Below are 11,442 nucleotides of genomic sequence, written 5' to 3' on the forward strand. Positions count from 1 at the left end.
GCCCGCCCTCCGGGCGGACGACAGGAGTTTGCGGACACCCCCTAGCTAGGCCGCCCCGCCCTTCCGGTCGCCCTGCTCCTTCTCCTCGTCCACGATCTCCGCGTCGACGACTCCCTCTTCTTCTTCGCGCGGGGTGCCGGAGGATTCCTCGGTGGGTGTCTGCTGGGCCTGGGCGTACATGGCCTGGCCCATCTTCTGGCTGACCGAGGCGAGTTTCTCGACGCCGGCGCGCAGGGCGGCGGTGTCCGCCTGCTGTTCCAGCTGTCCCTTCACTTCGGTGATGGCCGACTCGACCTCGGTCTTGGTGTCGGCCGGGATCTTGTCGCCGTTGTCGCGGAGGAACTTCTCGGTCTGGTAGACGAGTTGCTCGGCCTGGTTGCGGGTCTCGGCGGCCTCGCGGCGCTTGCGGTCCTCCTCCGCGTACTGCTCGGCCTCGCGCATCATGCGGTCGATGTCGTCCTTGGGCAGGGCCGAGCCGCCGGTGACGGTCATCTTCTGCTCGCGGCCGGTCGCCAGGTCCTTGGCGGAGACGTGCATGATGCCGTTGGCGTCGATGTCGAAGGCCACCTCGATCTGCGGCACGCCGCGCGGCGCCGGCGGCAGGCCCGTCAGGTCGAAGACGCCGAGCTTCTTGTTGTACGCGGCGATCTCCCGCTCGCCCTGGTAGACCTGGATGCCGACCGAGGGCTGGTTGTCGGCGGCGGTGGTGAAGATCTCCGAACGCCGGGTGGGAATCGTCGTGTTGCGTTCGATGAGCTTCGTCATGATGCCGCCCTTGGTCTCGATGCCCAGGGACAGCGGGGTGACGTCGAGCAGCAGCACGTCCTTGACGTCGCCGCGGAGGACGCCCGCCTGGAGCGCGGCACCGAGGGCCACGACCTCGTCGGGGTTGACGCCCTTGTGCGGCTCCTTGCCGGTGAGTTCCCTGACCAGGTCGGTCACCGCGGGCATCCGGGTCGAGCCGCCGACCAGGATCACGTGGTCGATCGCCGAGAGCTTCACGCCCGCGTCCTCGACCGCCTGGTGGAAGGGGGCCTTGCAGCGGTCGAGCAGGTCGGCGGTGAGCTCCTGGAACTGGGCCCGGGTCAGCTTCTCGTCGAGGTGCAGCGGCCCCTCGGCGGAGGCCGTGATGTAGGGCAGGTTGATCGTCGTCTCGGTGGAGCTGGACAGCTCGATCTTGGCCTTCTCGGCGCCCTCGCGCAGCCGCTGCACCGCCATCTTGTCGCCCGCCAGGTCGACGCCGTACTGGCCCTTGAAGCGCTTGACCAGGTACTCGACGATCCGCTGGTCCCAGTCGTCGCCGCCGAGGTGGGTGTCGCCGTTGGTTGCCTTCACCTCGATGACGCCCTCGCCCATCTCCAGCAGCGACACGTCGAAGGTGCCGCCGCCGAGGTCGAAGACCAGGACGGTCTGGTCGTTCTCCTTGTCCAGGCCGTAGGCCAGCGCCGCCGCCGTCGGCTCGTTGATGATCCGCAGCACCTTCAGGCCCGCGATCTCACCGGCCTCCTTGGTGGCCTGCCGCTGGTTGTCGTCGAAGTACGCCGGGACGGTGACCACCGCGTCGGTGACGTCCTCACCGAGGTAGGACTCCGCGTCCCGCTTCAGCTTCTGGAGCACGCGCGCGGACAGCTCCTGCGCCCGGTAGCGGGTGCCGTCGATGTCGCCCTGGTCGGGAAAGCGCCAGTGCGCGTCACCCATGTGGCGCTTGACCGAGCGGGCGGTGCGATCCACGTTCGTCACGGCCTGCCGCTTGGCCACCTCCCCGACCAGCACCTCTCCGTTCTTGGCGAACGCCACGACCGAGGGTGTGGTTCTGGCTCCTTCCGCGTTGGCGATGACAGTGGGCTCGCCGCCTTCCAGCACGGCGACCACCGAATTCGTGGTTCCCAGGTCGATTCCGACCGCACGTCCCATCGCTGTCCCCTTCCGCCAGGGCGCTCTCACTTTCCAGCACAAAACTTGAGTGCGCTGTTGTCAATGCCGCGATGGGGTGAGGGGCCCGCGGAGCGCCACGGCCCGCCGGGGCCGGTCGGTGACGAGGACGTCCACGCGCGGGTGGGCGAGGAAGGCCCGCATCAAGGTGTCGTCGTTGACGGTCCACACCATGGTGAACAGGCCGCGCCGGGTCGCCTCCCGCAGCACGGTGGTCCTGGCCAGCCGCTGGTGCACGGCGACGCCGTGGGCCCCGCAGGCCCGGATGCGGCGGGCCGGGAACAGCTCGCTCAGCCGGGTACCGGGCAGCCGGGCCAGGGCCAGCTCCCTGCGGTCGCGCCCCAGGGACAGCGCGGTACGCACCCCGGGGAAGGCCTCCGCGACAGCGGCCACGGAACAGTCCTCCAGCGTCGTCACGACGAGCCCGTCCACGCCGAGCAGGGCCACCGCCCGGTCGATCACCTCCCGCTCGTAGCCCACCTCCTTCAGGTCCAGGTGCGCCACGAGCTTCCCGGCGATCAGCGACATGACCTCGTCCACGACCGGCACGTCGTATCCGGCCCGCTCGCTCAGCTCGGCGTGCGTGAGCGCGGCCAGCGGCGGCCCGGTGTGCCCGACCCGGGGGTCGTGGTAGACGACGAGGACGCCGTCCCTGGTGCGGCGGATGTCGAACTCGACGTACTCCGCGCCGGACTCCAGCGCGTCCTCGTACGCCTGCCAGGTGGCGGGTCCGGCGCGCTCGGAGCCGCCCCGGTGGGCGGAGACGGCGGGGTGTGGCGTCATGGTCGTCGGCTCCCGGGGGGCGAGCGTGGCGGCGGGACGGGTACGGCGTCGTCGTCGGACGTCGGCAGCAGCGAGCCGGAGCGGGTGCTGATACGTCTGAGCAGGACGTAGCCGATCAGGACCAGTGTCACGAAGGGGAGCCAGGCCAGCGCATAGGCCGTGCCGTAGGCGCGCAGGCCGAGTATGGAGCGGCGCTCGTCGACGTTCGTGCCGTTCACGCCGGAGAACGCCGGCAGCAGGGTGGGCGGCAGGGCGATCAGAGCGGCGGCGGCGACCGGGCCGGAGGCGGTGCGGTCCCGGCGGTCGTCGCGCTCGGTGAGTTCGGCGTCCAGGGCGGCGGAGCGGGCGCTGATCACCGAGGTCAGGCGCTCGACCATGCGGGCCGAGTTCATCAGGCCGTTCTCCTGGCGCGGTGGGCGAACCGACGACGTCGCGCGGGCCGCGCCCCTGGTGGGCGGGCCCGCGCGACGTGGGTGGGACTGGTCAGGTGAGCTTGGCGGTCAGGGTGATCGGGGTGGCCTTGAGGGCCTGGCTGACCGGGCAGCCGACCTTGGCCTCCTCGGCGGCGGCGAGGAAGGCCGCCTCGTCCATGCCGGGGACGGTGCCCTCGACGGTGAGGTGGATGCCGGTGATGCCCTCGCCTGGCTGGAAGGTGACGTCGGCGGAGGTCACCAGCTTGGCCGGCGGGGTGCCGGCCTTGTCGAGGATGTTGGAGAAGGCCATCGAGAAGCAGCTGGAGTGGGCGGCGGCGATCAGCTCCTCCGGGCTGGTCTTCCCGCCCGGCTCCTCGGTGCGGGCCGCCCAGGTGACCGGCTGCTCGGCGAGGATGCCGGAGGAGTCGAAGGTGACAACGCCGTTGCCCTTGAAGAGGCTGCCTTCCCAAACGGTGTGTGCGGAGCGCGTGGCTGCCATGTCGCATCCTTTCGATGGGTATCCGGAACCGTGACCGGTTCCTGGCCACTATCCGATCACACTCCGGTTCAACTCACGCGGAAGACCGGCCCTCTGGCGCTGAACGGCAGCCGTGCCCCCCGCGGGATCAGGCACGCGTGCTCACGCCGCACGCGCGAGGGAAGGTCGTCCGCGCGGTGCAGCAGGTCGGTGCCGGGCCGCAGGGCGGTGCCGCCGCGGCCGTGCACGCGCACGCGGCCTGCGATCGCCTCCGGCGGGCAGATCACCGAGCAGCGGCTCCGGGCCGAACCGCACCAGCGTGTGCGTACGGCTCCCCGGACGCAGCCCGATTTCAGGCGGCGCGTTCCTCGCTGCTCTCCAGCGGCACCTGGGGGCCGTCCGACTCGCGCATCCAGCGCCGCAGTACGCGGTGGACGTGTTCGGCGCCGACGAGTTCCTCCCCCTCGTCGACCGGCGCGGAGAAGCCGAGCGGCGACAGCAGGAAGGGCTTGCCCTGTTCGCCGCCGAGTCCGCCGTGGGAGCCGATCTGCTCCTCGAAGGCGAGGACTTCACCGTCGGCCGGGTCGTGGAAGGAGTTGACCATGATGTCGGCGGCGTGCGGGAAGGAGTGCGTACGGCGTACCGCGTCGGCGGCGCCCGGGCCGAACGGGGCGAGCGGGCCCGGGTTGTCGTCGAGGTCGGCCAGCGGTATCTCGGCGCCGTACGCGCCGAGGACGACCCCGCCGTGCTCGTCGCTGCGCACCAGCAGGAAGCCGATGCCGGGGTGGTTGGCGAGGGTCGGCAGCAGCGCGGGGTGGCGGGCGTCGATCTCCTCCTTGCTCATGCGGTGCGTGACGTCCGGGAAGGAGACCAGGCCGAGGTTGCCGGAGGCCAGCACGATCGGCTCCGAGCGGCGCGTGGGGCGGTGCCGCTCGCCGCCCTCCTCGACCGGGATGCGCAGGGCGGCGCGCACGGCGGCGCGGGCCTCCGCCCCGCTGCGGGTGCGCTCCGCGCGGCGCGGCACGGGCAGTCCGCAGCCGGCCCGCACCAGGTCGCCGAGGGTGAGGCCGTAGCGGGAGCGGAAGGTCTCGCCGGGGCTCTGGCCGTGGTCGGACAGCACGACGATCCGGTACGGGCGCGGGGCGTGCTCGGCGACGTTCTCGATCAGCGCGAGGGAGCGGTCGAGGCGTTCGAGGACCTTCTGCGCGTCGCGGCTCGCCGGGCCGGAGTGGTGGGCGACCTCGTCGTAGGCCACGAGGTCGGCGTAGACGGCGGTGCGGCCGGCGAGCATGTCGCCCGTCACGGCGGCGACGACGACGTCCCGCTCGACGACGGTCGCGAAGGCCCTCACGAGCGGGTAGAGGCCGCCGCGGGAGACGCGCGGGCGTTGCTTGCCGAGGCGGGCCCGGGTGGACTGGCCGATCTCCCGGCCCACCTCGGCGACGAAGGACAGGGCCGTGCGCACGGCGTTGGCCGGGTCGGAGAAGTAGGCGAAGTAGCCCGCCCGGGAGCGGTTCTCCCGGCTGCGGCGGCGGGCGGCGATGGACAGCACGAGGGCCTGTTGTCCGGCGCCGCCGCTGAACAGGTTGCCGCGGCTGGCACCGTCGACGGCGAGCAGGCCGCCGTGCCCCGCGTATCCGACGGCCCGGCGCTGGAGCTCGGCGGCGCTGGTCGGGCGGTTGCAGACGACGACCTCGCGGGTGTCCTTCTCGTACCAGCGGAACGCGGGGACGTCGTGGTTGCTGCCGTGCAGGATGCCGAGCTGGCTGGCACCGGTCTGGCTGGACCAGTCGGTGTGCCAGGGGGTGAGCCGGTGGGTGGGGCGGCCGCCGTCGCCGATGTCGAGCCAGCGGGCGACGGTGGGCATCAGGCCGTTGCCGACCGCGTCCAGCAGGGTGTCGTGGCCGACGCCGTCGAGTTGCAGGAAAACCGTGCCCGGACTGGCCGGGCAGGGCGGTCCGGACCTGCGGCGGCGGTCCGAGAGACGGTACAGCCTGCGGCGGTAGGCGTCGTCGTCGCGCACGGCCAGGGCGGCGCCGGTGGCGGACGCCACGGCGGACATCACGGCGGCGACCACGACGGCGGTCTCCGGGGCGGCGGTGCCGCGCTCCCCGGGGTCGAGGCGCAGGGCGAGCAGCAGCAGCGCGCCGTTGAGGAAGAACACCAGCAGCCCGAGCACGAGTGCCGGTACGAGCAGCAGGAGCCGGACGAGCAGCGGCCAGACCACGGCCGACAGCACACCGAAGGCGCCGGCGCCGAAGGCCGCCTTGACGGCGATGTCGGTCGCGCTGTCACCGTCGGCCGACCGGAGCCGGAAGTCCGGCAGGATCCCGGCGAGCACGAGCATGGTGAGGGTGGAGACCGCCCACACGGCGACGCTCCGCCCCACCTGACTGGCGACCCGCCGCCACCGCACGCCCCGCACGCCCCGCCACCTCACGTCCCGGCCCGTCGCGACCACGAACCCTCACCCACAGTGCCACAACGCACCGGGAACGCCTCGTGTCCCCCGAACCGTCGCGTCAGCGCCCGTCGTAGCCGGCGGTCGGCATCGACAGCCTGCGGTGCACGCACGCCTTCATCGCCGCGTCGTACGCCGGCTCCGCGTGCCCCACCGTCTCGACCCGCACCCCGCGCCGCACGCACTCCGCGGTGAACTCCTCGACGGAGGCGAGCGCGCTCTCCAGCACTCTCCGGCTGGGTGCCACGAACAGGTCGAGGCCGGGCCGGACGCCGTCCCACAGCGCGCAGTGGTCGGGACGCAGTCCCCGGACCAGTAACTCCCGGCTGACCACATAGCCCCGCTCGGCGGCCCAGCGGGCGCACATCGCGTGCTGGCTGCGGGAGTCGACCAGGAAGGGATCGTCGTCGAGCTCCTCCAGCGGCGTCAGACTCGCGATCGCCGTGACCCGGACCGGCACCATGGCGTCCCCCTCACCTCCGGTTTTCGTCGCCGACCCTACTCCTGCACGTAGGCTTCGGGGAGTCGCGCGAAGGAGGCAAAGAAGTGCCGGTGGAGATCACCTGGTGGGGTCACGCCACTTGCACGGTCGAGGACTCGAACGTACGCGTGCTCACCGATCCGCTGTTCGCGCGCCGGCTCGCGCACCTGCGCCGCCGGCGCGGGGACCTGCCGCCTCCGAGCGCCCATCAGGCGGATGTCGCGCTGGTCTCGCATCTGCACGCCGACCACCTCCATGTGCCGTCGCTGATGCGGCTCGCTCCGGGCACGCGCCTGCTCGTGCCCCGGGGCGCGCGCCGGGCGGTGCCGGGACTGCGCCGGCTCACGCACCTGCGCGTCAGCGAGGTGGCGCCCGGGGACGAGACGCCGGTCGGTGACATCGTCGTACGGGCCGTGCCCGCGCGGCACGACGGACGCCGGCTGCCGCTCGGACCGCACCGCTCCCCCGCGCTCGGCTACGTCGTCGCCGGCGAGGCCCGGACGTACTTCGCCGGGGACACCGGGCTGTTCGACGACATGGCCGAGGAGGTCGGGCCGGTCGAGGTGGCGCTGCTGCCGGTGGGCGGCTGGGGGCCGTACCTGGGCGAGGGACACCTGGACGCGGGCCGGGCGGCGCAGGCGCTGGCGCGGCTGGCGCCGCGCAGTGCGGTGCCGGTGCACTACGGCACGTACTGGCCGATCGGGATGGACGCCGTGCGCCCCCACGAGTTCCACGCGCCGGGTGACGAGTTCGTGCGGCTCGCGGCGCGGCACGCGCCCGGCGTGGCGGTGCACCGGCTCGGGCACGGGGAGAGCGTGCGCCTCGAGGTCGCGCGGTGATCCCGACCGCGCCCGCGGCACAGGCCGCGATACCTCTGCTCGCGGCGTCGGTTGTCACCCCGGCGTCCGTCGTGCCGGAGTCCACACAGCAGGCGATCGGCTATCCGTCGCTCTTCCTGCTGGTGCTGATCGGGGCGCTGGTGCCGGTGATCCCGACGGGCGCGCTGGTGAGTTCGGCGGCCGTGGTCGCCGTCCATCAGACGGCGCCGTTCTCGCTGGCGATGGTGTTCGTGACGGCGTCTCTGGCGGCGTTCCTCGGGGACGCGGCGCTGTACTGGCTGGGGCGGCGCGGAATGGAGTCGAAGAACGGCTCGCGCTGGCTGGCGGCGCTCCGGGCGCGGGCCCCCGAGGACCGGCTGGAGCAGGCGCAGACGAAACTCGCCGAGCACGGTGTGGCGGTGCTGGTGCTGTCCCGGCTGGTGCCGGCGGGCCGTATCCCGGTGATGCTGGCCTGCCTGATGGCGAAGTGGCCGATGCGGCGCTTCTGGCGCGGGAACCTGCCGGCCTGCCTGGCCTGGGCCGTGACGTACCAGCTGATCGGGATCCTCGGCGGGTCGCTGTTCGCCGAGCCGTGGGAGGGCGTGGTCGCGGCGATCGCGCTGACCTTGCTGATCAGCGCGGTGCCGAGTGTGGTGCGGCGGGTGCGATAGCGGTCAGTCCCCGGACAGCACCCTTGAGGCGCCGACCGGCATGTCCCACAGGTTCTCCCGGGGCAGGCCTGCCTTCTCCCAGGCCGCCCGTACCCGCGTGAGGGGCTCCAGGACCGGCTCCGCCGACAGGACGAAGGTGGCCCAGTGCATGGGGGCCATCCTGCTCGCTCCCAGGTCCTGGGCGGCGCGGACCGCCTCCTCCGGGTCGCAGTGGACGTCGCTGAGCCACCAGCGGGGGTCGTAGGCGCCGATGGGGAGGAGGGCGAGGTCGATGCCGGGGTAGCGGCGGCCGATGCGGGAGAACCAGTGGCCGTAGCCGGTGTCGCCCGCGAAGTAGAGGCGCTGCCCGTCCTGGTCGGTGAGGACCCAGCCGCCCCACAGGCTGTGGCAGGTGTCGGTGAGGGTGCGCTTGGACCAGTGGTGGGAGGGGACGAAGTCGAAGCGGACGCCGTCGAGTTCGGCCGCCTCCCACCAGTCGAGCTCCGTGACGCAGGTGAATTGGCGGCGGTGGAACCAGCGGGCGAGGCCGGCCGGGACGAACACGGGGGTGTCGCGCGGGAGCCTGCGCAGCGTGGGGGCGTCCAGGTGGTCGTAGTGGTTGTGGCTGATGACGACGGCGTCGACGCGCGGCAGCGCCTCCCAGGGGACGCCCACAGGGGTGATGCGGGCCGGGGTCCCGAGGATCCGGCGGGACCAGACCGGGTCGGTGAGGACCGTGAGCCCGCCGATGCGCAGCACCCAACTGGCGTGTCCCGCCCAGGTGACGGCGACCGTGCGGGCGTCGACGCGGGGCAGCGGGCCGGGTGCGTAAGGGAGCCGGGGGATGTCGGCGAGGCCTTCCGGGCCCGGTCTCACGGCGCCCTCGCGGGCGAAGCGGGCCATGGCCCTCAGGCCGGGGAGCGGGGCGGTCAGCCGGTCGTGGAAGGTGCGCGGCCACACCCGGCGTTCGGCCAGAGGTCTCGGTTCGGCCGGCGGCGGGTACGGGGGCGCGAGAGGGGACGGGAGGGCCGCGTCGCCGGCTTCCCGAGTGGTGGTGCTCGCGGTCGACTCGGACTGCTGCGTCATCGAGGAGGCTCCCATCGCTGAGCTTCGTCGCGGAGATCATCGAAGGCCGACTTCAGTTGGATCAACGAGCGCTGCACATGCGGCAGTTCCACCGGCGTGGGTGAAGTGAGGCATTCCGCGCGTTCCTTGTCGGAGCCGGCCACCAGTGCGCCGGTCGAAAGCCGCACGCGCGGGGCTTCGAGCTCGTCTCCGAAACGGTGGCCGCCCGGCGCGGGCATCTCGAGGCGGGCGGTGAGGAAGTCCTCCAGTTCCTGTGCGTCGCCGACGTCGTGCGCGGTCAGCGCGGGGCGCAGCGGGGCGAGGTCGACGTACAGATGGCGGCCGGCCTGCGGGGGCCGGGCGAGGGCGCCGGCCGCGACGACGGCGGCGTGCGCCGCGGCGGCCAGGCGCGCGTGCAGGCGCACGGTGGTGGCGACGCGCGCCGTGACCGCTTCCGGTTCCCGCAGGGCGTACGCGGCCGCCGCGGCGATGGGAGCGGCGACCCGGGCGTCGAGCGCGGTGAGGACGTCGAGCACGCGCGCGTGGAGGCCGTCGGCGTCCTCGCCGGCCGGAAAGCGGACCGCCGCGGCCGGCCAGCCGGGCGGGAGCAGGGCACCGGCCAGGTCGGTCACGACGGTGACCCGGTCGGGCAGCATCTCGGCGGGGCTGAGCAGCACGGTGTCGTGCGGGTCGTGCAGGGTGTCGCGCCAGGTCTCGTCGCTGACCAGGTGCAGGCCCTCCCCCTGGGCGGCCTCGACGGTCTCGTGCAGCAGTTCGGGAGGGGCGACGGTGCCCGTGGGGTCGTCGGCGACGGACAGCACGAGCAGGCGGGGATCACCGCCCTCGGCGCGGACCCGGCGCACGGTCTCCAGCAGGGCGTACGGGTCGGGCACCCCGCCGCTCTCCGGCGGGGTCGGCACGTGGAAGGCGGGGCGTCCCAGCAGGCGGGCGTACGGCACCCACCAGGCGGCACAGGGTCTCGGCACGAGGACGTCACCGCCGAGGGCGGCGGTCAGGGCGAGCAGCAGCGCGGGCGCGCCGGGCCCGGCGGCCACCCGGCCGGGGTCGCAGTGCAGTCCGCGCCGGTCCCAGTAGCCGCAGGCGGCCTCCCGCAGGGCCGGTCCCCCGCCGACCGGCTCGTGGTCGCCCCGGGACGCCGCGGCGGTGAGCACGGCGGACAGCTCCGGCAGCACGGGCAGTCCGTCCTCGGGGAGCGGCGGCCCGAACCGGACGGGGCCGTGGCCTTCCGGTTCCGTCCGCCGCATCCGTACCTCCGCAGTGCCTGGTGCCGTGTCCTGTCGCCCTCGCCCGTACCCTCGGCCACTGAGTACCCACGACGCCGCCGCCCCATGGGCACCCGGCCGGTTGTGACGGTCACAGCATGATCGGGCCGGGCCGGGGAAACACGGGGCTTCCGGAGCGGTGGTGCGCGCCGCGCGTCAGCGGTACGGGTCACTCTCCCGGTTGCGCAAACGGTGCACGGCGGCGCCGAACGCGCCCGCGATCAGCACCCCGCCCCCGACCAGCGCGGGCACGGAATCGGTGAAGGCACCGCCGTCGCCGGCGCGTACCCCGCGCTGGACGACCGCTCCGCCGCACTCGGTGTGGTGATGCCGCGGTTCGTCGCCTGGTCCCTCGGGGCAGGGCTCGTGGGCGGGCCGGTGAGAGGGCAGGTCCGTCGGCTCGTGAGAGGGCTTGTGGTGGCCACCGCCGTGGGCCACCGTGAACGTCGCGCTCCACTGCTTGCCCTCCCCGCCGGGAGCGGCCGGGCAGGTGCCGTCGACGGTCCACGCCGAGTCCTCGCCGAGGGCGTCCGGATCGCCCTCGAAGTTCTCCGCGGGAGCGATACGGGCCGTCCCCCGGTAGGCCGGGCCGGACACCTCGTCGTCGTTGCCGGTCACCTTGCGCAAGGGGACCGTGCCCTCGTCGAAGGCCTGCGAGGTCGCGTCGATGCTGTCGGGCGGCGGCCCCCCGGTCGGATCACAGCTGACCGAGACGGTGAGCGTCCCCCCGGGCTCCACGGCGGCCGGACTGACCTCCGCGGCGGGTTCGGCGGACACGACCGGCGCGAGGCCCACCAGGGCGGAGCCGGCCAGGACGGCGAGGGAGAGTGCGTGGCGGGTGCGGCGCATGGAGCGAGCTCCTTCGGGCGACGGCAGGAAAGCCCTCCTGCCATCACAGCCAGCCCGGTGCAACGCCGCGCGCGGCCGGGCCCCATTGGTGGGACAGTGCCACTCAACCGGGTGAACTGGACGTCCACAGGGGCGCGGGGCTGTGTCGACATGCGGCTCCGCCGCGTGGGCGCGACCAGCCACGAACGGCCGGCACACGCCGAACCACGACACCCCCCACGGCGCTAGG

The 11,442-nt window shown here is 73.5% G+C and carries 11 protein-coding genes and 1 pseudogene; 2 read left to right on the top strand and 10 right to left on the bottom strand.

Translation table 11 applies throughout. The features are described 5' to 3' along the window. Positions 1-45: 45 nt before the first annotated feature. From dnaK to AOQ53_RS29135, 7 genes and pseudogenes are all read right to left on the bottom strand, one after another. The gene (gene dnaK, locus AOQ53_RS29105; protein ID WP_059421771.1) at positions 46-1,914 is read right to left on the bottom strand and encodes a molecular chaperone DnaK; all 1,869 of its coding nucleotides are present in this window, start codon (positions 1,912-1,914) and stop codon (positions 46-48) included. Between the two features lie 60 nt (positions 1,915-1,974). After that, complete coding sequence (locus AOQ53_RS29110; protein ID WP_059421772.1) at positions 1,975-2,715, bottom strand: glycerophosphodiester phosphodiesterase family protein; 741 nt, start codon at positions 2,713-2,715, stop codon at positions 1,975-1,977. Next, on the bottom strand, positions 2,712-3,107 hold the full coding sequence (locus tag AOQ53_RS29115) for a hypothetical protein (protein WP_059421774.1): 396 nt from the start codon (positions 3,105-3,107) through the stop codon (positions 2,712-2,714). Before AOQ53_RS29115 ends, AOQ53_RS29110 begins: the two co-directional genes overlap by 4 nt. 91 nt (positions 3,108-3,198) lie before the next feature. After that, positions 3,199-3,627: an OsmC family peroxiredoxin gene (locus AOQ53_RS29120; protein WP_059421776.1), complete on the bottom strand. Its 429-nt coding sequence runs from the start codon at positions 3,625-3,627 to the stop codon at positions 3,199-3,201. A gap of 68 nt (positions 3,628-3,695) precedes the next feature. Continuing rightward, a pseudogene (locus tag AOQ53_RS29125) lies at positions 3,696-3,938 on the bottom strand (DUF2201 family putative metallopeptidase); the annotation flags it as partial. Between the two features lie 20 nt (positions 3,939-3,958). Beyond that, the gene (locus tag AOQ53_RS29130; RefSeq protein ID WP_078945560.1) at positions 3,959-6,031 is read right to left on the bottom strand and encodes a phage holin family protein; all 2,073 of its coding nucleotides are present in this window, start codon (positions 6,029-6,031) and stop codon (positions 3,959-3,961) included. A 97-nt stretch (positions 6,032-6,128) separates the two neighbouring features. Then, positions 6,129-6,530, bottom strand: coding sequence for a hypothetical protein (locus AOQ53_RS29135; RefSeq protein WP_059421780.1), 402 nt, complete (start codon positions 6,528-6,530; stop codon positions 6,129-6,131). Positions 6,531-6,613: 83 nt separating this feature from the next. On the opposite strand from AOQ53_RS29135, the gene AOQ53_RS29140 reads away from it, so the two are divergent. Together AOQ53_RS29140 and AOQ53_RS29145 are read left to right on the top strand one after the other, a co-directional pair. Further along, a complete protein-coding gene (locus tag AOQ53_RS29140; RefSeq protein WP_059421781.1) occupies positions 6,614-7,387 on the top strand; it encodes an MBL fold metallo-hydrolase in 774 nt (257 codons plus the stop codon). Then, entirely contained in the window at positions 7,384-8,037 is a 654-nt protein-coding gene (locus AOQ53_RS29145) for a DedA family protein (protein WP_408055200.1), read from the top strand. Before AOQ53_RS29140 ends, AOQ53_RS29145 begins: the two co-directional genes overlap by 4 nt. Before the next feature lie 3 nt (positions 8,038-8,040). Here AOQ53_RS29145 and AOQ53_RS29150 read toward each other — a convergent pair whose 3' ends face one another. The 3 genes from AOQ53_RS29150 to AOQ53_RS29160 form a co-directional block, all read right to left on the bottom strand. After that, complete coding sequence (locus tag AOQ53_RS29150; protein ID WP_059421785.1) at positions 8,041-9,102, bottom strand: MBL fold metallo-hydrolase; 1,062 nt, start codon at positions 9,100-9,102, stop codon at positions 8,041-8,043. Further along, on the bottom strand, positions 9,099-10,346 hold the full coding sequence (locus tag AOQ53_RS29155; protein ID WP_059421782.1) for an aminotransferase class I/II-fold pyridoxal phosphate-dependent enzyme: 1,248 nt from the start codon (positions 10,344-10,346) through the stop codon (positions 9,099-9,101). Before AOQ53_RS29155 ends, AOQ53_RS29150 begins: the two co-directional genes overlap by 4 nt. Before the next feature lie 174 nt (positions 10,347-10,520). After that, positions 10,521-11,213, bottom strand: a complete 693-nt coding sequence (locus AOQ53_RS29160) for a hypothetical protein (protein WP_059421783.1) — start codon at positions 11,211-11,213, stop codon at positions 10,521-10,523. Between the last annotated feature and the right edge of the window lie 229 nt (positions 11,214-11,442).

It is taken from the genome of Streptomyces azureus, assembly GCF_001270025.1.
Classification (GTDB): Bacteria; Actinomycetota; Actinomycetes; order Streptomycetales; family Streptomycetaceae; genus Streptomyces; species Streptomyces azureus.

Bases quoted from the DNA above. Each gene is read 5' to 3' on its own strand.
- dnaK (WP_059421771.1), bottom strand. From the start codon at position 1,914: ATGGGACGTGCGGTCGGAATCGACCTGGGAACCACGAATTCGGTGGTC.
- AOQ53_RS29110 (WP_059421772.1), bottom strand. From the start codon at position 2,715: ATGACGCCACACCCCGCCGTCTCCGCCCACCGGGGCGGCTCCGAGCGC.
- AOQ53_RS29115 (WP_059421774.1), bottom strand. From the start codon at position 3,107: ATGAACTCGGCCCGCATGGTCGAGCGCCTGACCTCGGTGATCAGCGCC.
- AOQ53_RS29120 (WP_059421776.1), bottom strand. From the start codon at position 3,627: ATGGCAGCCACGCGCTCCGCACACACCGTTTGGGAAGGCAGCCTCTTC.
- AOQ53_RS29135 (WP_059421780.1), bottom strand. From the start codon at position 6,530: ATGGTGCCGGTCCGGGTCACGGCGATCGCGAGTCTGACGCCGCTGGAG.
- AOQ53_RS29150 (WP_059421785.1), bottom strand. From the start codon at position 9,102: ATGACGCAGCAGTCCGAGTCGACCGCGAGCACCACCACTCGGGAAGCC.
- AOQ53_RS29155 (WP_059421782.1), bottom strand. From the start codon at position 10,346: ATGCGGCGGACGGAACCGGAAGGCCACGGCCCCGTCCGGTTCGGGCCG.
- AOQ53_RS29160 (WP_059421783.1), bottom strand. From the start codon at position 11,213: ATGCGCCGCACCCGCCACGCACTCTCCCTCGCCGTCCTGGCCGGCTCC.